Genomic DNA, 21,943 nt, shown 5'->3' with positions numbered 1-21,943 from the left:
GCTCGATCATCCATACGGCTAGGGCGCTGCCTTAGAGATAAACGGATTCAAAGGGATAGGCCCCGCCATCACTTCACATGGATTATGGCACATGGCGCGATCCGGATTAGGGTCGCCCGACCAGGCGGTGGAGGGTCATGTGGCGCAATGGCGGCCGGGGAGGGTGATGGTCTTGGCCTGTCTGATCAGCGCGTGCGGCAAGGAGGCGCGTGACATCGGACCGACCGTGGCACAAACCGCGCCGGTCGGTAAGAAGGACCCGCGCATCGCCCTGTTCCAGGGCAATGTGTGGCAGATCGCGCAGGGCGGCCGATATTTTCAATATTATGGCTGTGCCGGCTGCCACCACGACGGCGCTCCCGGAACACGCGACCTCGCCGACGGGCTGCGGCGGGGGGCCGACTTCCCAGCTGTCTTCGCATCGATCGCACATGGCCATGGCGATCGGTCTTACGCCACGCGCATCCCCGACGAACAGCTCTGGCAATTGACCGCCTATGTACGGGACCTGGAGCGGCACACGCCTCAGAAACGGCGGCGGCAGATGCTCGATCAAAGATCCGAACCCCAAGCCGCGACATGGCGGGGGCCGCAATGACACGGATCGGCGTGGTGGCTATCATGCTCTTGCTCGCCGGATGCCAGGGGGTGCAGTCGCCGCTGGCGCCCGGCGGCGATCAGGCGACGGCGTTGCACAATCTGTTCCTGCTCATGATGGCGGTGTGCGGCGGAATCTATGCGCTGGTCCTCGTCGGACTGGGCTGGAGCCTGCGGCGCGTCCGTTCGGCGGGCCAGGCCGCAGAGGTGCCGGAGCGCAGTCTCTGGGGGGCAGCCATCGTCATCGTCATCGGCCTGACCGTCCTGATCGTCGGCAGCTTCGTGGCCGACCGCGCCGTATTCGCCTCGCGGAGGCAGGGCGCGATGATGGTGCGCGTCACCGGGCATCAATGGTGGTGGCGGATCGAATATCGCGATCCCGCGACCGGGCGATGGATCGAAACCGCCAATGAACTCCATCTGCCGCTGGACCGGACGACGCGCGTCGCTCTGGGCTCTGCAGACGTGATCCATAGCTTTTGGGTGCCCAATGTCGCGGGCAAGCTCGACATGATCCCCGGCCGCCGCAACGTGCTCGACCTGACGCCCCGTCGCGTCGGCTGGTTTCGCGGCCAATGCGCAGAGTTTTGCGGGACGCAGCACGCCCATATGGCGCTCGACGTGAAGGTGGAGAGTGTCGCTGCGTTTGAGGCCTGGCTGACGGAGCAGGCGCGGCCCGCCCCATCACCGGCCTCGCGCGGCGCGGCGGTATTCGCGAACGCCTGCGCCGTTTGCCACGCCATTCGCGGAACGGGGGCGTCGGGGCGCGTCGGGCCGGACCTGACACATCTCGCGTCGCGAAAGTCGATCGCGGCGGGCACGCTGACCATGACGCGTGGCAACCTGCAGGGATGGATCACGCAGCCTCAGGCGTTGAAGCCGGGCACGTCGATGCCGGCCGTGCCCCTATCGGGTCCTGACGCCGACGCGCTCGCCGCCTATATGGAGAGCCTGAAATGAGGCCCGATCAGGATCGGCTCGACCGCCTGTCGCTGACCTGGCGCGATCCCCCGGGGCTATGGGGTTTCCTGACTACGGTCGATCACAAGCGGATCGCGGCGCGCTATATCGTAACCGCGCTGCTGTTGATGTTCCTGGCAGGCATGCTGGCGCTCGACATGCGGTGGCAACTGTCGACGCCCGAAAATGTCCGGATGGGGCCGCAGCTCTACAATGAAAGCTTCTCGCTGCACGGGTCGACGATGTTGTTCCTTGTCTCGGTGCCGGTGATGGAGGCCATGGCCCTATGGCTGGTCCCGCTGATGCTGGGGCAACGCAACATGGCCTTTCCCCGGCTGGGGGCTTTCAGCTACTGGCTGTATCTGGGCGGGGTGCTGACGCTGTGGATCAGCCATGCGCTGGACATCACCCCCGATCTCGGCTGGTTCGAATATCCGCCGCTCAGCGGCCCGGCCTATGCGCCCGGCCACCGGGCCGACATCTGGGCGCAGATGATCACCTTTACCGAGGTTGCCGCGCTCGCCGCTTCGGTCAACGTCGCCGCGACCATCCTGAAGATGCGCCCGCCCGGCATGACTTTGGCCAGAATGCCCGTCTTTCTTTGGGCCATGCTCGTCGCGTCGATCATGACGATCCTGTCGATGCCCGCGATCATGCTGGTGACGTCGATGCTGATCGCCGACCGGCTGGTCTCCACCCATTTCTTCTCGCCCGCCAGCGGCGGAGACGTACTGCTCTTCCAGCACCTTTTCTGGTTTTTCGGCCATCCGGAGGTGTACATCATCTTCGTGCCCGCAACCGGCTTCGTCTCGGCGATCGTCGAGACGTTTTCGCGTCGTCCGCTGTTCGGCCATTCGGTGATCGTGCTGGCGATCCTGTCGATCGGTGCACTCGCCTTTGGTCTGTGGGTGCACCACATGTTCGCGGTCGGGCTTCCGCGCCTCGGCAACAATTTCTACACGGCCGCCAGCATGGCGATCGCGCTGCCCGCAGGGCTCCAGATATTCTGCTGGATCGCGACCATGTGGAGCGGGCGGCCTTGGCTGGCGACGCCGATGCTGTGGGTGATCGGGTTCGTCACGACCTTCGTTATCGGCGGACTATCGGGCGTGATGACGGCGTCGGCGGCGCTCGATCTGCAGCTGACCGACAGCTACTTCATCGTGGCGCATTTCCATTATGTGCTGGTCGGCGGCGCAATGTTCCCGCTCTTCGGCGCGTTCTGCTACTGGTACCCCAAGGCGACGGGGCGGATGATGTCGGAGCGCTGGGGGAGGATCGCCTTCGCGCTGATCGTCGGCGGGTTCAATCTGGGTTTCTTCCCGATGCATCTGCTCGGCCTCATGGGAATGCCGCGCCGGGTCTATACCTATCCGGCGGGCATGGGCTGGGAGGGGCTGAACCAGGTCGCGACCCTGGGCAGCGTCGTCGCGGTGGCGGGCGGGCTGGTGTTTGTCGCCAATGCGCTGGTCAGCTATTGGCGGGGCGCGCCATCGGGCGGCGATCCCTGGGGCGGATCAACGCTCGAATGGGCGGGCGAGGCGCCTGCGCCCTCGTGGAACCTGGCCTATACGCCGATGGTCGACGGCCTGACCCCAATGTGGAACGGCGGTCGTCCGCTGCGTGTCGCGGACGGGGTGGCGATCGCGCGGCGGGAGGTCCTCATCACCTCGGTCACCGACGCCGATCCGCTCTATCGGCAGAAAAGCGCGTCGCCCTCCATATGGCCGCTCCTGTCGGCGCTGGCGGTCAGCGCGATGTTCATCGCCAGCATCTTCACGCCCTGGGCCATTGTGGTCGGCGCGGTGCCGATCGGCGCAGCCCTGACCGGATGGTTCTGGCCCCAGCGACCGCGGAGGAGCGGCGCATGACCACGCCCCCCCGCGAATTCCAGGTCGTCGCGGACGTGTCGAGCCTGCCGTCGGGTGCCATTGGCGCGCGGCACCTGGTCTGGTGGGGCAATATCGGCTTCATGGTGATTGAGGGGACGGGCTTCGCGCTGGCGGCGGCAGCCTATCTCTATCTGATGACGCAAAGCCCCACCTGGCCGCCGGCGGGCGACGCCCTGCCGGGGCTCTTGTGGAGCGGCATCTTCACCGCCGCGCTGGCGCTCAGCACGGTGCCGAACCTCTGGGTGCTGCGCTGCGCCCGCGCCAAGAAGGCGGCGGCGGTGCGCTGGGGAGTGGCTGGGATGGTGCTGATCGGCCTGATCCTGATGGCGCTGCGTGGGGTCGAGTTTGCGCATCTGGGCGTGTCGTGGGATCGTGACGGCTATGGCTCGGTGTTGTGGTTGCTGCTGGTTCTGCACACGACGCATATCGTGACCGAATGGGCCGAATGCGCGGTGCAGGCGGTCTGGCTGTTCACTCATGAGATCGGCGACGACCAATTCTCGGATGTGGAGGACAATGCCAATTACTGGAGCTTCGTCGTCCTGACCTGGATGCCGCTTTATGCGCTGATCTATTGGGCGCCGCGGGCGCTATGAGGCTTGGCGCCCGCGCCTGGACCGCCCTGGCGGTGCCGCCTGTCACCTGGTTCGTGTTCGAGCAGGGTCTGTCGGCGGTGTTGCACAGCGATTGCGGGCGATCCGGGCTGGGTGTGGCCTGGGGGGCTGCCAGCCTCGCGGTCTGCCTCGGCGCCCTTTGGTTCGGCTGGCCGTATCGGACGCGGCGGAGTTCGCTCTCAAATGTCTGGCTTGCGCGGTCGGCCATGCTGGTGGCCGGCTTCTTCGCGCTCGCCATTGGGTTTCAGACGCTCGCTGTCTTATGGGTGCCGCCATGCGTCGCCTGATCGGTGCGGTCGTTCCCGCGCTCCTTGCCGCCCCGGCTTGGGCACATGACTCCGGACAGCCGCATGATGAGCCGCCGGGCTGGACGCTCGATCCCGGGATCATCGTCCCGCTGCTCGTCGCGTTGCTGCTCTTCGTGGTCGGATGGCGGCGGCTGGCCAGGCGTTCGGGGCAGGGCATGGAGCGATGGGGGCGGAACGCGCGTCTGTTCGGCACGGGCTGGCTGATCCTCGGCATCGCGCTGGTCTCGCCCCTCCACGAAGCGGGGGAGCGATCCTTTGCCGCGCATATGTTCGAGCATGAGGTGATCATGCTGGTTGCCGCCCCGTTGCTGGTGTTGTCGCGGCCGCTGCCGGTGATGCTCTGGGCCTTTCCGGCGGCGGGACGGCGGGCGATCGGTCGATTGGTCGCGTCGCCGGCCGTGGCGGTGCCATGGCGCACCTTGTCCGCGCCGTTCACCGCCACGCTGGTGCAGGCAGCGGCATTGTGGTTGTGGCACGCGCCCGCGCTGTTCGACCTGGCGCTCGCCCATGACGGGTGGCACGCCGCGCAGCATCTGTCGTTCCTCGTCAGCGCCCTGTTCTTCTGGAGCGCGATGCTGGGCCGTCACACGGCCGCCGGGACCGCTGCGCTGTGCTTGGTCGCGACCTCGATCGTCTCGGGCGCGCTGGGGGCCTTGATGGCCTTCGCGACCAGCCCCTGGTATGCTGGCTATGCCAGGCTGGGCCTTGCCCCCTGGGGCCTGACACCCGCCGAGGATCAGCAATTGGCGGGACTCCTGATGTGGGTTCCGGGCGGCCTGGTTCATGCCGGGGCCGCGCTGATCGTCATGCGACGTCTGTTGAGGACGGCCCATGGCTAGACGTTCTGTCCCACCGACGCTGGCCTGGCTGGCCATGCTGATCGGCCTTGCGGTGCTCGCCGCCTTCATCGGCGGCGTGACGCTTTATGTCGAGGCCCGCGCCAGAAGCCGAACCCAGGCCCAGGCCATCACCGGCGGGCATGTCGATGCCGGGCGCACCGCCATCACGCGGCGCGGCTGCGGAAGCTGTCATGATATTCCTGGCATCACCGGGGCATCCGGCATGGTCGGGCCGCCATTGTCGAAGATGGCGACCCGCCGACACATTGCGGGCGGCTTGCCCAACGATCCCGAGACGATGATCCGCTGGCTGATGCACCCCCGGCAGATGCGCCCCGGCACCGCCATGCCGGAACAGGGACTGAGCGAGGCGGAGGCCCGATCGATCTCGGCCTATCTCTATACCCTCGATTAGGCGATGATCGGTGGAGGATGTCGGCCATCCGATACCGCCGCTGTCCGGAGGTCGTGTCGAGGCCGTTCGCGCGCCCGCCAGCGGATCGATGGCGACCAGTGCCTCTGTCCGATTACCATGCTAGGGGCGGACCATGTCCAAGTCCCAAATTCAGGCCGGTAGCGTGAACGTCGATGGCGTCGCCTATGACTGGCGCCTACAGCGCGAGCCACATCTGTCGGACGACGAGGGGTGGAAGGGAATGACGATTTCCCTGCTCCAGCAGGACGCCAAGCGTGAGGCACTGGTCGAATTTCCCGCCCCGAAGCGGCTTTTGAAGGGGCTGCCGCGCGGTAGGCTTCAGCTTGATGACGCGACCATCTCGCGGTGCGTACGCTCTGCGATAGCGGCGGGCTGGGATCCGATGTCGCGCGGCAGACCGGTCGTCTTCACGGTCGACGCCGAAGGAAATTGATCCGTCCGCCACGGGGCTGGCCCCCCGCCGCCGACGCTCGCCGCGCGGCCCGGCCCGCGCGGCGCTCGGGGCGCCCTGATCGCGATCGGTTGGACGATAGCCGCCGAGGGCGCTGGCGAATTCGCCCATTTGCCGACATAGCGGTAGCCATGTCTTTGCCCCGACTCTCGCCATCCTGGTTCCGCCACCGGGTCCGATCGAGCGAGGCCAGTCTCGTCCTGCTCGCCATCGCGATCGGGGCGGCGGCGGGATTGCTCAGCGTCGCGCAGGGGGCGATCGCGCTGGGGTTGCACCGTGTGCTGTTCGCCCTCGACGGTGATCAGCGGCTCAGCGCTACCCCGGCAGTTCCGGCTTGGGGGCTGCTCGCTTTGCCGCTGGGGGGACTGGTGCTGGTCCTGTTCTCGCGGGTCACGGGCGCGCGCAAGCGGCGACTGGTCGACGCGGTGGAGGCCAATGCGCTGCATGGCGGGCGCGTGTCCTGGTCGGACAGCCTGGTGATTTCCGGGCAGACCATCATCTCCAACGGCTTTGGCGCTTCGGTCGGACTGGAGGCCGCCTATGCCCAGCTGGGCGCGGGACTGGCCTCCATCACCGGCGGCTGGCTCCGGCTACGGCGCGGCGATCTGCGCGTGCTGGTCGGGGCGGGCACGGGGGCGGCTATCGCGGGAGCGTTCGGCGCGCCGTTGGCGGGGGCCTTCTACGCGTTTGAGATCGTCATCGGCGCCTATACCCCTGCCGCCATCGCGCCCGTCGCCGCCGCGACGCTGACCGGCGTGCTCGTCGCCCAGATGCTGGGGGCGCAGCCCTATCTGCTCAACGCCGTCGCAGGCGAGCTGGTGCTGACCCATCACTACATCGTCTATGCCGGGCTGGGTGCGGTTGCCGCTGCGCTGGGCATCGCGCTGATGCGTGCGGTGGCCGAAATGGAAGCATTGACCCGCCGCCTGCCGGTTCGCGCGGCATGGCGGCCGGTGGTCGGCGGGTTCCTGTTGATCCCGCTCGCGTGGCTGAGCCCGCAGGTATTGTCGGCGGGACATGGCGCGCTGCATCTCGACTTGGAATATGCTCTGCCGCTCAGCTTTCTGGCTGCGATTTTCGTCATGAAGAGCGCCGCCTCGATCGTATCGCTGGGCTTCGGCTTTCGCGGCGGCTTGTTCTTCGCCTCGCTGTTCCTCGGCAGCCTGCTCGGCCATATCTATGCCGACCTGATCGGTTGGGCAGCGGGATCGCCGGTCGTCGATCCGCGGAATGCCGCGCTGGTCGGTATGGCGGCCTTTGCGGTGGCGGTGGTCGGTGGGCCAATGACCATGGCGATGCTGGTTCTGGAGGCGACGCACGACTTTTCGCTGGCGGGGGCCGCGATCGCGGCGTCGCTCGTCACCACGACCATCGTGCGCGAGACGTTTGGCTATTCCTTCTCGACCTGGCGGCTTCATCTGCGCGGCGAGACGATCAAAAGCGCGCGCGATGTCGGCTGGATGCGCACGCTGACCGCGGGCAGGATGATGCGCCGGGTCGATCGCGCCACGCCCGCGAAGTGGAGCATCGCCGAGTTTCGCCGCGCCTTCCCCCTCGGTTCGACCAGCCGCGTCGTACTGGTCGACGACCAGGACCATTATGCCGGGATCGTCCAGACCGCACGCGCCTATGTCGACGGCCTCGACCCGGCCGAGCCGATCGCGACGCTCGCCATCCATCAGGACCGGGCGCTGTCGCCCGATACCGATGTGCAGGCGGTCATGCGCGCCTTCGACACCGCCGGAGCCGATGAGATGGCGGTGATCGAGGCGGACCGGACGGTTCTGGGCCTGTTGTCCGAACCCTATGTCCGCCGTCGCTATGCCGAGGAACTGGACAAGGCGCAGCGGGCGCTGTTCGGCGAGGACTGACCCGGCTCAGCGCGTGCCGTCGATATAGCGGGTCACATTCTCGGCCAGGACGTTCAGCGGCACGTTGCCGCCATCGACCACCGCCTGGTCGAAATCGCGCAGATCATAGCGGGGGCCGAGCGCCTTCTGGGCGCGGGTCCGCTGCGATACGATCTCGGCCCGTCCGACCTCGTAGCCGCAGGCCTGGCCGGGCCAGGCGCAATAGCGATCCACCTCGCTCTCGGCATTGCTGCGCGGCAGGCCGGTGGCGGCGATGAACTCGGCCAGCGCCTGATCGCGCGACCAGCCGATCGCATGGATTCCGGTATCGACGATCAGCCGCACCGCGCGCCACGCCAGCCCCATCAGATAGCCCAGCCGACCGGCGGGATCGTCGCGGTACATGCCCAGTTCGTCGGCAAGCTGTTCGGAATAGAGCGCCCAGCCTTCCGAATAGGCATTGAACGCCAGGATGGAGCGGATCAGCGGCAGGCGCTGCGCATATTCGCCCTGCCAGACATGACCGGGAATCCCTTCATGATAGACGAGGTCGGGAATGGTCACGCGGTTGTGGATCGACGGATCGCCCAAATTGACCCAGACTTTCCCCGGTACGCTGCCGTCGATCGTGCCGGGACCGCCATAAGCGGCGGGTGCGCCCGGTTCCTGGGCCAGCGGCATACGCCGGATTTCCAAATGGCCGCGCGCCAAACGGCGGAACGCATCGGGCAGGCGCGGGCGGATCGCATCGATCCGGCCCTGCATATAGGCGATGATCTGCCGCCGTCCTTCATCGCCATCGGGAAAGCCGATGCCGGGCCGCTTCTGGTACGCGATGGCACGCTCGGCGACGCTGCCCTGGGTCAACCCTTGCTTGCGCAGGATCGCATCCATCTGGGCTTGGAGATCGGCGAGCCTTGCCTTGCCCATGGCGTGGAGATCGGCGGCGCTGCGCTTCGTCGTGGTCCCGGCGCGCAGGCCCCAGCCATACCATTCGGGGCCGTGGGGGCGGACGTTCAGGCCGGGCGCGGATACCGCCACCGCGCGTTCGGCCTGCAACTCGGCCAATTGCCGCTTAAGCGCGGGCACGATCGCCGCCCGGACGATCTGCGCAGCGCGATTCGTCCAGTCGCCCGGGATCGCGCTGGTCTTGCGGGCGAGTGGGCCGATCAGCGGGCCGTCTGCCTTCGCGGCCTCGGCGATGGTGGCGGCCATGCCCTTGATAGTCTTGTCGAGCAGGAAGGACGGGGGCACCAGCCCCTGCTCGCGTGCCTGGCGGATGCGCAACGTCTCGCCGTCCAGCTGCGCGGGCATGGCGGCGAGGCGCGCGAGATAGGCCTCCGCATCGGTCTTGTCGCGCACCGGCTGGTCGCCGTCCAGCATCTGCGGCACGTCGAGCCATGCACCGACATTCTGGATGACGGCATAGGGCGTATTGCGCCAGTCGCCGATGGTCGCGACCCCGTATGGCAGCGCCATGCCGTCGAGCGCAGTCCGGAACGCGCTTTCGACCACCGCAAGGCTGGTCAGCGTCGAGGGATCGAGCCCGGCGCGCGGCACCTGCGCCACCTGTCTCAGCGCATCGGTCAGGAAATGCTGGCGCGCCGAGATGCCGGTGGGCGAGCGATCCTCCAGCCTGCGGCGCAGGTCGGCATGGGTGCCGGTATCCACCCCCAGCGTGGTCGCCCGCTCGGGCAAGAGTTCGAGCAACTGCCAAGCCAGGCGATCGAGCAGCGCCCCTGCATCACTGGCGGGGGTGCCCGCTCGGACGGAGGCGGTGGCGGAAAGGGCGGTGATGCCTGCAAGGGTTTCGCGACGGGAGAAAACACTGGTCATGCCCGCAGGATGACCGGCGCCTGTCCCCACGTCAAACGGGGATGCGGGCGACTTGGCACTGTCACATAATGTTCATGCCTGTGTCGCTTTCCTGACTTCCAGCCGACCTACCGACGCTGGGAAAGAGAGAGGGGGGATTTTATGAAAAGTTTTGCGCGGCTTGTGGGGGGCTCTGGCTTGGGCCTGTTGCTGGCGGGAACGGCAGCGGCACAGGAGCCCGCCGCACCGCCGGGGCTGAAGCTCGACCGGGTGGTCCTGCTGATGCGGCACGGTGTCCGCCCGCCGACGAAATCGCCCCCCATGCCCGAGGGCACCGCGAACCAGCCCTGGCCGAGCTGGCCGGTCGCGCCCGGCTATCTGACCCCGCATGGGCGCGTGGGCGTGGAGCGGCTGGGCGGCTATGACCGTCGCATCTGGACGGCGGCGGGCGTGCTGCCGCGCTCGGGTTGTGCCGCGATCCGGATCGTCGCCGACAGCGATGAACGCACGATCCGCACGGCCGAGGCTTATGCCGGGGCGCTGGCGCCGGGCTGCACCGTTGCGATCGAACATAAACCGCAGGATGTGGCCGACCCGATCTTCTCGCCGATCGACGAGCGGGCCGTGCCCTTCGATGCTGGCAACGCACGCGAGGCGGTGCTGGCGGGGGTAGGGGGCGAGGCGGGGCTTGCGGCGCTCGACAAGCGGCTGGCACCCGAACTGGCGCGGTTGGATGCAATCCTCTGCGCGCCCGCCGCGCCGACCTGCGGCGTGCGGCAGAAGCCGACCGGCCTGGCGCCCGCCAAGCCGGACAAGCGGCCCAAGCTGACCGGCGCAGTCGACCGCGCCTCGACCGCCGCGCAAATCCTGCTGCTGGAATATGCCGAGGGGAAGCCGACGGCCGAGGTCGGCTGGGGCCACGCCACGCCCGCCGATATCGAGCGGCTGGGCGTCTTCCATGCCGAGGAATTTCGCCTGCTGGCTCGGCCGCGCTATGTCGCCAAGGCCAATATGGCAGGGATTGCCCCGTTGATCGCTCAGGGGCTGAAGACGGACCGGGGGCCGGTCGTGACCATGATCTCGGGCCATGATACCAATATCGCGAGCCTGGGTGGGCTGCTCGATTTGCATTGGAAGGTGCCGGGACTGGCGGAAGACGATCCCGCGCCGGGCGGGGCGATCGTGCTGGAGCGACTGGTCGATGCGCAGGGACAGGCCTATGTCCGTGCGCTCTATCGCGCGCAGACGGTCGAGCAGCTTCGCAAGCTGGCCGATCCGGCGGCGGAGGCCCCCTATGTCGCGGTGCTGCCAATCGCGGGCTGCAAGGCGCGGGGCGTCGTGGGGCTGTGCACGATGCAGGCGTTTGAGGCGCAGCTGACCCGTTAAGTCAAAAGGGGGTGCCGTTGTCGGAACGGCACCCCCTTCGTGATTACCAGGTCAGGTTCAACCGCCCGTAAAGCTGCCGTCCGTTGAAGCCGAAGGGCGAGTAGTAGGGGAAGGCCGTCACGCCGTTGTTGTTCAGCGCGGCGGGCGTCGTGCGGGGATAGACGTCGAACAGGTTCGACGCCCCAAGCGCTAGCGACACATTGTCGTTGAAGCGGTAACGGCCTTCCAGATCGACGATCGTTCGCGGGCCGGTATAGAGGTCGTTGGCGACCACCGAGCCGGGTTGCAACACATCGCCATAATGGACCGCGCGCAGCGTCGCGCCCACCGCCTGCCGGGTCCAGTCGACCGAGCCCACGATCTTGTTGCGCGGTGTTCCCTGCTCGATGGTCAGGATGCGGTTGCGCGCGAACAGGCTGGGCGCAGGGTTCAGCGCGGCCGTCGATGTCGGCACCCGGTCGACCGACAGGTCGTTGATGTTCGCCGCCGCGCTCAGGTTGAAGCTGCCCAGCGTCTCGCTGCGCCAGTTATAGGCTGCGACGATGTCCAGGCCCTTGGTCGTGGTCTGGACGCCGTTGATGAAGAAGCGCGCCGCCTGCACGCCGAACGGCGACAGCAAGCCCGCGACCTGCGGGCTGGCCGAGGATTGGATATTCTCCGACAGCACGATCTGGTTGCGGATACGGATACGATAGCCGTCGACGGTCAGGCTGAACCCGCCGAAGCGCACGACGGTGCCCAGCGAATAGTTGCGCGACTTTTCGGGCTCCAGCGGCAGCGCGCCCAGCTTCCGGGCAATGTCGTCGCTGACCGGATAGAGGCCGGTTTCCAGGATCTGGCCGTTCGTCACCAGCGTCTGGGTCGAGGTGTAATATTGCTGTTGCAGTGACGGCGCGCGGAAGCCGGTCGACAGCGTGCCACGGAAGGCCAGCCAGGGTGCCACATCATAACGCGCCGAGAATTTGGCGGTCGCGGTTTCGCCGAAATCCGAATAGCTCTCGCCGCGCACCGCCGCGCCCAGGGTCAGGCGATCCCACAGCTTGGCCTCGACATCCAGATACAGGCTGCCGTTGCTGCGATGCGCGTCGACCTGGTTCTCGGGTCGGAACCCGACAAAGCCCTGCGCGCCCGAGGCCAGATTGGCGGCGGCGCCGGGTGCGCGGTTATAGCTTTCGGGCTGGCCCGCATTGATCTTGAAGCCTTCGCGCCGATATTCGGCCCCCGCCGCGACGTTGAAGACCGCTGCACCCAGCGTATATTCGCGCGACAGGTCCAGCCCGGTGACGAGCTGGTCATAGGTCAGGCGACCGTCATCGAAGTCGCGCAGCGTCGCATTGCCATAGGTCGAGTTGGCCGAGTTCAGCGTCGCGAAATCGATCGTGTTGCGGCCATAGCTGACGGTCAGGTCGGCATTCCAGTCGCCGATCGTGCCGCGCACGCCGCCGGTCGCGTTATAGTCGCGCGAAGTCGTGCCGATCAGCGGCAGGAAACCGTCGGGGTAGAGGCCTCGCACCGCTTCGGCATTCACATTGTTTGCGCCCGCGACACGCGGGAAGGCTGCGCTCTCGCTGTCACGCTGCTGGAAACCACCATTGGCATAGGCGGTCCAGCCGCTGTCGCCGAGCGGCAGCGCGGCGTTGAGGTACACCGTGCCCTGCTCGATCTGCGGATCGCCGAAGCGTGCGCGGATGCGCTGCGGCGCGGGGCCGCGCGGATCGATATCGGCGCGGTTGGTCGGTTGGCGCGCGACATATTCGCCCGACAAGGTGAGGAAGCCGTCGCTGCCCAGGCCGAAGCCCTTCCAGCCGCTGACCGACACGGATTCACCGTCCCGGACAGAGCGCGAGGTGCGCGCGGCGTCATATTGGGTGGCGAAGGTCCCGAAGGTCACGTTGGCCCCGCCGCCCGAGCGGGCCTCGCGCAGCCGCAGATTGACCACGCCCGCAATCGCGTCCGAGCCATATTGCGCCGAAGCGCCGTCGCGCAGCACCTCGACCCGGTCGAGCGCGACCGTGGGGATGGTGTTCAAGTCGGCCGCCGCGGCACCGCGCCCGATCGAGCCGTTGATGTTGAGCAGCGCGGAGGTATGCGCGCGGGTGCCGTTGATGAGCACCAGCGTCTGGTCGGGCGACAGGCCGCGCAGCGTGGCCGGGCGGATCGCATCGGTTCCGTCGACCGCCGCCTGACGCGGGAAGTCGATCGAGGGCGCGACGCTCGACAGCGCCTGGGCCAGCTCGGTCGTGCCCTGTGCTCGCAGCGCCTGACCGCTCAGCACATCGACCGGCGAGACGGAGTCAAGGCGGCTGCGCCCCTGGGCGCGGGTGCCGGTGACGACGATGTCGTTCTGCGCGGTCGCGACGGCCGGTTCGGCCTCGGCGGATGCATCGGTGGTGTCTTGGGCGAGAGCTGGTGCCGCCAGCAGCGGCGTCAGCAACATGGAGCTGGCAAGCAGCAGGGATCGCGCCGTGCGCACAGGTACATTCCCCCTATTATTATCAAGATGAGCCTTGTTGCTCCTATCTCTACACCGATGCTGGGAATTGGGGCGCAAGGCTTCCTTGGGGGGCGATAAGGTTGGCTTGGCGATGACGGATGGTAATCGCGCTGGCGTTTTTTACTCCCTCTCCCCTGGAAAGGGGAGAGGGTTAGCGAAGCTTGCCAGCTCTGCTGGCTAGCGCAGCTTGGGTGAGGGGTTGAGCGAGCCTTTGGCTCGCGCGCTCGCTTGGGCGAGCGCTCACCCCTCACCCAGCTCCGACTAAGCCTTTGCTTTCGCAAAGACCAAGTCTGCGCAACCCTCTCCCCTCGGTGAGGGGAGAGGGGAAGATTGGCCACCTCAGGCGCTTACCAGACGTGGACGCGCTGTTCGGGCGTCAGGTACAGCTTCTGACCCGGCTGGACCTTGAACGGGCCGTACCAGGCGTCGAGGTTGCGCACGGTCAGCACGCGCCACGGCGCCGGGGCGTGCACATCGGTCGCGATCCGTGCCCGCAGCGCTTTCTCGCGCATCTTGGTCCGCCAGCTCTGCGCAAAGGCCAGGAAGAAGCGCTGGTCGCCGCTCAGTCCGTCGATGACTGGCGCGGGCTTGCCGCCCAGCGAGGCCTTGTACGCTTCATAGGAGGCGGTCAGCCCGGCGACATCGGCGATATTCTCACCCAGCTCCTGCTCGCCGTTCAGGTGGAGGCCGGGTAGCGCCTCATAAGCGCTATATTGCGCGACCAGGGCCTGACCGGCGCCCTCGAACCGCTTGAGGTCGGCGGGCGTCCACCAATTGTGCAGGCGCCCGGTGGAGTCGAAATCGGCCCCCAGATTGTCGAAGCTGTGGCTGATCTCATGCCCGATCACCGATCCGATCGCGCCGTAATTGGCGGCCGCGTCGAACTTCGGATCGAAATAGGGGCTCTCCAGGATCGCGGCGGGGAAGTTCAGCGCGTTCTGGAGCGGCAGGTTGACCGCGTTCACCGTCTGCGGCGTCATCCACCATTCGCTGCGATCGACCGGCTTGCCGAGTTTGCCGACGTGATAGCGATAAAGGGCGAGCTTGGCGCGCTGGGCATTGCCGACCGGATCGTCGGCGCGGACCTCGAACTTCGGATAATTCCACCAATGGTCGGGATAACCGACGCCGACCTTCAGCACCGCCAGCTTGGCGCGCGCTTCCTTCTTGGTCGCGGGTGCCATCCAGTCGAGCGCGGCGATGCGCCGGTCGAAAGCGGCGACGATGTTCTTCACCATCTTCTGGATTTCGACCTTGGACGAAGCCGGGAAATAGCGGGCGGCGTAGATCTTCCCGACCGCTTCGCCCAGCGCGCCGTTGACGGCGGAGATGCCCCGCTTCTCGCGCGGCTGCTGCGCGGGCGTGCCGTTCAACGTGCGGCCGTAAAAGCCGAAGGATACATCGTCTATCGCCTTGGGCAGCGAACCCGTCACCTGGTTGATCGCGTGGAAGGCCAGCCAGTCCTGCCAGCTTTGCAGCGGCTCGCTGGCGACCAGTGTCGACAGCTTGGTGATCGCGTCCGGCTGCCACGCGATGAAGTCGCGCTGGCTGGCAGGCACGCCCGAGGCTGTCCAGAAAGCGTTCCAGTCGATGCCGGGCGCCTTGGTGTCGAAATCGGCACGGGTCCAGGGATTGTTGCCCTTATGCGCATCCTGGCTGGCGATGATGTCGGTCTGCGCGGCGGCGATCTTCATCTCCAGCGCGAAGACGCGGTCGGCGCGGCCCTGGGGATCGGACAGTCCGGCCAGCTGCATCAGCTGGGTCAGATAGGCGCGATAGGCGGTGCGTATCTCCGCCATTTCCGGCTTGTCGGACAGATAATAGTCGCGGTCGGGCAGGCCCAACCCACCCTGCATCAGATACGGCACGTTGCGGGTTGGCTGGTTCATGTCCTGGCTGACGAACAGGCCGAACAGGTCGTTGGTGCTGGCGTAATTGTTGTTGTTGAAGGGGTCGGTGTCCGACCGCATCGCCGCACCGATCGCGCGCGACAGGTCGCGTTTGTCCTTGATCGCCGCAATGGCGGCCAGATCGCCCTGGATCGGCTTCAGCCCGCGCGCCTTGATCCCGGCGGTATCGGTATAGGCGGCATAGTAATCGGCGATGCGCTGCTCGTCGCTACCCGGTTCGCCCTTCGCCGAAGCCGCACCCTTGATGATCGCGGCGGTACGCGCCTCTGCCCGTAGCGAGACATCCAGGCCGACGCCGATCGACGAACGATCGGACGGAATCTGCGCGGTCTTGATCCACGTCCCATTGGCATAGTCGTTGAAATTGTCGCCGGGTTTGACGCTGTCGTCGATCAGCGCCTTGTCGACGCCGGGCAACAGACCCGTCTGGGCGATGGCGGCAGAGGAGGCGAGGAGGGCGACGGCAAAGGCAAAGCGCTTCATGATGATCCTGAAAACCGGAGTCTATGCCCGATGGAGCACCCGTTGCGCCGCTCAAGTCAAGGATCATAACATGAACTCGGTGTCATGATCCCCGGCCGTCCCCCCTTGATGCTTATGGGAAGCCCGTGCCTCCATGTGCGCCGACGGCGGTGCCGGTGGAGAAGGTCGCTTCACCCGAGGCCAGCGCGACATAGAGCGACGCCAGTTCGGCGGGTTGCCCCGCGCGGCCCAGCGACGTGTCCTGGCCGAACTCGTGCATCTTGCCGGGCAACTGCCCGCCCGCGACCTGAAGCGGGGTCCAGACCGGGCCGGGCGACACGGCGTTGACGCGGATACCCTTCTTGGCCAACTGCTTGGCCATGCCGCGGGTCAAATTCTGGATCGCCGCCTTGGTCGAGGCATAGTCGATCAGGTCCTCGCCCGGGTCATAGCTGTTCTGGGAAATGGTATTGATGATGACCGATCCCGGCGGCATCGACGGGATCGCCGCCTTGGAAAAGCGAAAGACGTGGAAGACGTTGGTCTCATAGGTGCGGACGAACTGTTCGTCGCTGATCTCGGAGATGTCAGCCTTGGATTGCTGATAGGCGGCATTGTTGACCAGCAGGTCGAGCCCGCCGAGCTGCGCGATCGCCTTGCGCACCACCTCCTCGCAGGCCTTTTGCGTGCGGATGTCGGCGGGCAGCAGCACCGCCTTGCGCCCCGCCTGCCGGATCAGGTCGGCGACCTCACGCGCGTCGGGCTCCTCGCTGGGGTGATAATTGATCGCGACATCGGCGCCCTCACGGGCAAAGGCGATGGCCGCGGCGCGCCCGATGCCGCTGTCGCCGCCGGTCAGCAATGCCTTGCGTCCGGTCAGCTTGCCCGAGCCGCGATAGCTTGTCTCGCCATGATCGGGGCGCGGGGTCATCTTGCTGGCGAGCGCGGGCCAGGGCTGGCGCTGCTCGGGAAAGGGGGTGCGGGTATAGGCGGAGCGCGGATCGCGCAGGCTGGGGACGCCGCTGCCGCTCGATTGCGCCAGGGCGGCGCCAGGGGCCGCACCGGCGGCCAGACCCAGCGCGGCTCCGCCCAAAATGCCGCGACGCGAGGTTTCGATATCGGTCATGTCGAGTCCTTCACGACAGGGAAGAGGTTCAGGCGGCGATCTCGCCCTCGTCATCGCCATTCCAATAGCGGATGCGTTCGGCGTGGATCCGGATCATCACCACGCCCGGCGTATCGATCCCGTCGGGGAAATAGCGGTCCAGATCCTTGGTCCAATGCGCCTCAAACTGCGCGCGATCCGCGATCAGCGAGGCGTGGCCCTCAATTGCCACGAACAGCGGCGGCCCGCCGAGCATTCCGGCCGGGCCGGTATAGCTGAGCGTCACCAGCGGCTGCGCCTGGATTTCGGCGACCTTGCGCGACTGGCCATAGGCGAAGAAATAACTGTCGCCATCATAGTCGACATCGCCATTGTTGCTCATCGGCCGCGCGGTCATTGCGCCGGAGCTCCCTTGCGTCGCCAGCATCGCGAAATCGAGCTTGGCCATCTTCTTTGCCAGTTCCGGCAGCGTCATCGTCGCCATGCGGTCATTCTCCCGGCAATGTCGCAGGCGATGGCAAAAGGCCAAATACCTGAGATTGCGTCGAAACGTAACGGGCGAAAGCCGATAGGGTTCATCGGGGCGAATGATGCGCGATACCCAAATGATCTGGTCCCCGTTTCACCAAACGGGTTCAAACGGTTGCTGAACACCGGTGCGCGAGGGTGGCGCGCATGGTGCCGAAGCGGGCACGGACATAAGCCTATGTTCAGGGGGAAAGCCCCAAACCTCCTTCTGGACTCAAATCCGTCCGGTCGAAATGGGGGGGGCAGTTCACCTGCAAACCAACCGCGATCGAGACGGCCACTGCATTTTCGATTGCGGTGAAGGTTCTGAGCACAAGAAAAGCGAGGCGGGTTTAAACTGATGGTCGGTGGCCGGGCAGAGGCGATATAACAACGATAAGTCGACCGGTAGCAGTTTGGCGATCTTTGCAGGCTGCTACCGGAAGTGAGCATCGGGCACTCGTTTCTCCAACCGTTGGATTCCATTTGGTGAAACGGGTGCAGGATCAAAGTGCGCCCCCCACCGATGACCGATATGGCCTGACCATCGGTGGGGCTAGGGATAGGGCGCGTACATTAGCCCATCTGTTCGGCGAAAAATGCCCTTACATCGGCTGCCAACAGTTCGGGCTGTTCCGATGGTGCAAAATGACCACCCTTTGGCATGACCGTCCACCGCGCGACGTTCGCATGCTGCTCGGCCAGCTTACGGGGCAGGAGCAGAAGGTCTCGCGGAAAGATGCCGAACGCAGTGGGCGCAGGCAAGGTCTTGCTGTCGTGGCGTGGCTTGAAGGGGTGGAGATGCGCTTCTTCGTAAAAACGGGCAGCAGTGCCCACGGTCTGGGTGTACCAATAGATCGACACGCCCGTCAGCAGCACGTCTTTCGACAAGACCTCCTCGAAATCATGCTCCCAGTCGCTCCACAGGCGGCGGCGTTCGACAATCCAGGATGCAAGGCCTAGCGGGGAGTCATTCAAGGCGTAGCCGATAGTCTGTGGCGCCGCCGAGTTGACCATGCTGTGCGCATAGGCCGTTGCCATACGTGCGGTCCATCGCTCGTACCAGCCTTCTTCGCCCGGCCCGTCATAATCCTCAGCTGTCAGCTTGCTGAAATCCAGTCCCGGTATCGCCGAAAGCGACAGATAAGCGCCATAAAGTCGATCGGCATGGGCGTGGTTGAGATTGGCCGTGACGAACGCGCCCCAGTCCCCGCCTACCGCGCCGAATTTGTCATAACCCAACATGGTCATGAGCTTTGCCCACAGGTCGGCGGTGGTTGTGGGGTTGAGGCCCGTCTTGCATAGCGGCGATGAGTAGCCGAAGCCGGGCAGAGACGGTATGACGAGGTCATATGCGGGTCCCTCTTCCGGATCGGACAAAAGCGGAATGACGCCTTTATAATCCCAGAACGTCCATGGCCAACCATGGGTAAGGATCAGTGCGCCACTGGAAGGCTTTTTGGCTTTGACCCAGATAAAGTGGATCGGAACGTCATCGATAACGACGCGAAAATGATCGTAGGAGTTTATTTCGGCCTCGTGCTTTCTCCAGTCATATTCCGTAACCCAATAGTCCGCAAGTTCCCGAAGGTAGCTTTGCGGCATGCCGTATTTCCACGATTCATTTTCGAAATCGTCTAGCCACCGCGTGTTCCTGATCCTCGACTTCAGGTCATCGATTTCTGCATCGCTGACATTCACGGTAAAAGGCTTGATCGCCCTGTCTGTCATGTCTTGATCCATTCCTTGAGGTTATGGCGATTACAGCGTGCCGACGCCACGCAGCGAGGCTTCCGCCCCGCCGTCGATGTAGATGATCTGACCAGTGATATGGGTGTTCTCCGGACCGGCGAACCACGCCAAGGCGCGTGCGATATCGTCGGCTTCGGCGATGCCGTTGAGGGGCATCGGTACGCGTTCCAGCATGGCGCGCCGGACCTCCGGCAACTTGATCTGCTCGGAGATCATTGGCGTCATCACCATGCCTGGAGCGATCGCATTCAGGGCGATCCCTGCGCCCGCCCATTCGGACGTCGGTGCGTGACGTTTAACCCACCGCGCGACAGCTCGCTTCGAAGTGCTGTAAATGGCCCCTGGTTGGTCGGTTATCGCTTCGGCCCGGACAATGGCTGCCGCTTCATCATATCCTTCGAAGGCACCAAGGAGATCGGCGTCGGCATCGAAAAGAACTGCGACGCTCGCAAGCACGACCGCGCGGGGCGCCGCCGAATTCGCAAGAAATGGCCGTAGGCCGATCAGCGTGGCCAGCGTTCCATAATAGTTGACCTGTGCCGTCACCGGCGCGTCCAGGCCCAGCCCCGCCGCGCAGATCAGGCCATCGACGGTATCTGTCAGTTTCGCAACAGCATCCACCAGTTCCTTCCGGCCATCAGCTGTACTAAGATCGGCAACGATATTGGCGTGACTGCGGTCGACGCCAATGACCGTGTGACCCAATTTCACCAGCAGATTCGTAGTGGCCTGACCTATTCCTGACGCGCTTCCGGTTACGACATATGTTCTGGACATAATGATAATCCCTACAGAAGGTAATTCCTAGAATATTGGAATGATTGCATGCGTAAAATCCGGCCATATGCTGATCTTGTCGGGTTATTTCAGAATAGAAGCGTCGCCATCATTCCAACATTCAAGGCGTCGGCATATTTTCCTGTAAACGAGGGGTGCACGATATATGCGATGCTTGGCGTGGCGTAGAGGCCGGGTCGAATATGGTAGGCGTAATTTGCGCCGATGGAAAACTGGTTGCTTTCAGTTCTAACACCGACCCCGGAAAATTGCCTGCGCGCGTCTTGGCTATACTTGTTGAACGACGCTGTTAGACTGATGGCATCGGTCGGTCGGGCATCCGTCGGACCCAACCAATAGGCGCGCAACTCGTAATTCTGGCTAATGACATTGACGTTTTCGGCCGCCACCTGTGCGGACGCCCCAAGATAGAGCCCCCGATAAGGCAGCATGGGATCAGGCTGCAGGGTCTGATAGTCGCCGAGGATGTAGAAGGCCTGATTGTCGGATTTATCGGTCGACCCGAAAACCGCGTAATCCGACGTGTTGTAAATATAGCCGGTGCGTAACCAGAGCCGTCGCGTCCCCATCGAGGCGGGGCGGTTATAACCGACTTCCCCGACCATCAGCACCTTTGCTCCGGTGCTATTCTCCAGGAATTTGATGGAATGGGGGTTGGAATAGGTTGCAGCAACAAGCCCCGCGGGGTTCAGGCTGCGCTGGACGGCCCCCTTGATGTAAAGATTGTTCTTGAGGTCATAGGAGAGCTCGAACGCGGGCGTCACCGAGCTTGGTAATGTCATGCCCGCCTGCACCGGTATCAAGCCCGAAAGTCCGGAGGCCAGAACCGGATTCCCCCCCGTGAAGACGCCGGCGAAATCGAAGAGCAGCGGAAAATAGCCCGCCTTTACGAGCAGACGATCGCCGATCGTTTGGGCATAATAGGCGTTGAGAAGCTGCGTGGACCCGGATTTGCCGTTGATCTGCGGAAAGTTCGTCCAACCGATCGCTGATACGCCGAGACCGATGTAGGAGTTCGGCAACCCGGCCGAGCTCAGCCCGAATTGCGCCTTTAGCAGGAGGCCCGCCGGGGGCAGCGTAAACGTCTGACCATTGTACGCGCGGGGAAGCCCCTTGGCGTTGTCGAGAATGTTGTAGACTGCATTGGGGCCGACCTGCCCCTCGAAGCTGATGTCGCGGTCGGACAGCCAGCTGCGAAATCCCCCGACATCGCCGAGCAATGAATCGATCGACCCTGGAAACTGGGTCGTAACGCCTTTTTCCCGCCACCTGTCGAAATGCTGGTAGAGGGCAGGGTCCCGTCCGAAGGTCACCTTGGCAAGCTTCGCCTGCATTTCCGGCGTCATCGCCGGGGGAGTTTGGGGCGCGGTGGGTGCGGGAGGTTGATTGGCCAAGTCGGTGACGCCGACCTTCACATCGGTCGACGGGCTATTTGCGGCAACCGGAGGCACCGGCGCCTGCTGTGCGGTGGCGGGGACGCTCACCCAACAGGCGGCGAGTGCAAGAATGCCGCCGTATGACAGGCGATGGCGTTGCTGCTTGCGTAGGCGCGCCGTAATGACGGCCTGATGGCATTGCGAACTGGATTTCAAGCTCATCTTGATCCCCCCGGGATGGATGTTCCGGTATCAGTGCTATGGCGGTCGCCCTTTGAAATGCGGCGGCGAGAGCGGAATCCTCGGGCAGGGTGCGAGCCACAGTGATGCGACGCCGTCCGACGAGTTCGGCTAGTCGCGGTCATCCCCCAGCTCTGCTGTCATGAGTCCG

The 21,943-nt window shown here is 65.2% G+C and carries 18 protein-coding genes; 10 read left to right on the top strand and 8 right to left on the bottom strand.

The annotated features are described in order from the left end of the window. Positions 1-91 precede the first annotated feature (91 nt). The 9 genes from GGR45_RS16325 to GGR45_RS16285 all read left to right on the top strand — a co-directional run bounded on the left by GGR45_RS16325 (position 92) and on the right by GGR45_RS16285 (position 7,968). The gene (locus tag GGR45_RS16325; RefSeq protein WP_175312406.1) at positions 92-598 is read left to right on the top strand and encodes a c-type cytochrome; all 507 of its coding nucleotides are present in this window, start codon (positions 92-94) and stop codon (positions 596-598) included. Beyond that, a complete protein-coding gene (locus tag GGR45_RS16320) occupies positions 595-1,557 on the top strand; it encodes a cytochrome c oxidase subunit II (protein ID WP_217498042.1) in 963 nt (320 codons plus the stop codon). The genes GGR45_RS16325 and GGR45_RS16320 overlap by 4 nt, the downstream gene beginning before the upstream one ends. Then, positions 1,554-3,428, top strand: coding sequence for a cbb3-type cytochrome c oxidase subunit I (locus GGR45_RS16315; RefSeq protein ID WP_175312407.1), 1,875 nt, complete (start codon positions 1,554-1,556; stop codon positions 3,426-3,428). Before GGR45_RS16320 ends, GGR45_RS16315 begins: the two co-directional genes overlap by 4 nt. Then, complete coding sequence (locus GGR45_RS16310; protein WP_175312408.1) at positions 3,425-4,045, top strand: cytochrome c oxidase subunit 3; 621 nt, start codon at positions 3,425-3,427, stop codon at positions 4,043-4,045. The genes GGR45_RS16315 and GGR45_RS16310 overlap by 4 nt, the downstream gene beginning before the upstream one ends. Next, positions 4,042-4,350: a hypothetical protein gene (locus GGR45_RS16305; RefSeq protein WP_175312409.1), complete on the top strand. Its 309-nt coding sequence runs from the start codon at positions 4,042-4,044 to the stop codon at positions 4,348-4,350. The genes GGR45_RS16310 and GGR45_RS16305 overlap by 4 nt, the downstream gene beginning before the upstream one ends. Further along, on the top strand, positions 4,338-5,210 hold the full coding sequence (locus GGR45_RS16300; RefSeq protein ID WP_175312410.1) for a cytochrome c oxidase assembly protein: 873 nt from the start codon (positions 4,338-4,340) through the stop codon (positions 5,208-5,210). Before GGR45_RS16305 ends, GGR45_RS16300 begins: the two co-directional genes overlap by 13 nt. Beyond that, a complete protein-coding gene (locus GGR45_RS16295) occupies positions 5,203-5,625 on the top strand; it encodes a c-type cytochrome (RefSeq protein ID WP_175312411.1) in 423 nt (140 codons plus the stop codon). Before GGR45_RS16300 ends, GGR45_RS16295 begins: the two co-directional genes overlap by 8 nt. 133 nt (positions 5,626-5,758) lie before the next feature. Further along, the gene (locus GGR45_RS16290; protein WP_175312412.1) at positions 5,759-6,079 is read left to right on the top strand and encodes a hypothetical protein; all 321 of its coding nucleotides are present in this window, start codon (positions 5,759-5,761) and stop codon (positions 6,077-6,079) included. Between the two features lie 149 nt (positions 6,080-6,228). Further along, positions 6,229-7,968 carry a chloride channel protein gene (locus GGR45_RS16285; RefSeq protein WP_175312413.1) on the top strand — a complete coding sequence of 580 codons (1,740 nt, stop codon included), beginning with the start codon at positions 6,229-6,231 and terminating at the stop codon, positions 7,966-7,968. 6 nt (positions 7,969-7,974) lie between these two features. Here the strand turns inward: GGR45_RS16285 and GGR45_RS16280 are convergent, their stop codons facing one another. Beyond that, a complete protein-coding gene (locus GGR45_RS16280; RefSeq protein ID WP_246358273.1) occupies positions 7,975-9,783 on the bottom strand; it encodes a DUF885 domain-containing protein in 1,809 nt (602 codons plus the stop codon). A gap of 141 nt (positions 9,784-9,924) precedes the next feature. Between GGR45_RS16280 and GGR45_RS16275 the strand changes: the two genes are divergently transcribed. Next, the gene (locus GGR45_RS16275; protein WP_175312414.1) at positions 9,925-11,148 is read left to right on the top strand and encodes a histidine-type phosphatase; all 1,224 of its coding nucleotides are present in this window, start codon (positions 9,925-9,927) and stop codon (positions 11,146-11,148) included. A gap of 43 nt (positions 11,149-11,191) precedes the next feature. Here GGR45_RS16275 and GGR45_RS16270 read toward each other — a convergent pair whose 3' ends face one another. The 7 genes from GGR45_RS16270 to GGR45_RS16240 all read right to left on the bottom strand — a co-directional run bounded on the left by GGR45_RS16270 (position 11,192) and on the right by GGR45_RS16240 (position 21,774). Then, positions 11,192-13,585, bottom strand: a complete 2,394-nt coding sequence (locus GGR45_RS16270) for a TonB-dependent receptor plug domain-containing protein (RefSeq protein WP_175312439.1) — start codon at positions 13,583-13,585, stop codon at positions 11,192-11,194. A gap of 404 nt (positions 13,586-13,989) precedes the next feature. Continuing rightward, positions 13,990-16,035 carry a M13 family metallopeptidase gene (locus GGR45_RS16265; protein WP_175312415.1) on the bottom strand — a complete coding sequence of 682 codons (2,046 nt, stop codon included), beginning with the start codon at positions 16,033-16,035 and terminating at the stop codon, positions 13,990-13,992. Positions 16,036-16,147: 112 nt separating this feature from the next. Beyond that, on the bottom strand, positions 16,148-17,140 hold the full coding sequence (locus GGR45_RS16260; RefSeq protein WP_246358272.1) for an SDR family oxidoreductase: 993 nt from the start codon (positions 17,138-17,140) through the stop codon (positions 16,148-16,150). A gap of 28 nt (positions 17,141-17,168) precedes the next feature. Beyond that, the gene (locus tag GGR45_RS16255) at positions 17,169-17,603 is read right to left on the bottom strand and encodes a pyridoxamine 5'-phosphate oxidase family protein (RefSeq protein ID WP_175312416.1); all 435 of its coding nucleotides are present in this window, start codon (positions 17,601-17,603) and stop codon (positions 17,169-17,171) included. A 599-nt stretch (positions 17,604-18,202) separates the two neighbouring features. Beyond that, positions 18,203-19,369, bottom strand: a complete 1,167-nt coding sequence (locus tag GGR45_RS16250; protein WP_175312417.1) for an epoxide hydrolase family protein — start codon at positions 19,367-19,369, stop codon at positions 18,203-18,205. A gap of 18 nt (positions 19,370-19,387) precedes the next feature. After that, complete coding sequence (locus tag GGR45_RS16245; protein WP_175312418.1) at positions 19,388-20,155, bottom strand: SDR family oxidoreductase; 768 nt, start codon at positions 20,153-20,155, stop codon at positions 19,388-19,390. Positions 20,156-20,244: 89 nt separating this feature from the next. Continuing rightward, entirely contained in the window at positions 20,245-21,774 is a 1,530-nt protein-coding gene (locus GGR45_RS16240; RefSeq protein ID WP_175312419.1) for a carbohydrate porin, read from the bottom strand. Positions 21,775-21,943: the final 169 nt, after the last annotated feature.

Origin of the sequence: Sphingomonas zeae, assembly GCF_014197135.1 — a bacterium.
GTDB classification, from domain to species: Bacteria; Pseudomonadota; Alphaproteobacteria; order Sphingomonadales; family Sphingomonadaceae; genus Sphingomonas; species Sphingomonas zeae.
Note: the sequence above shows the minus strand (reverse complement) of the source record. Positions and strands in the feature narration are given on the sequence as shown.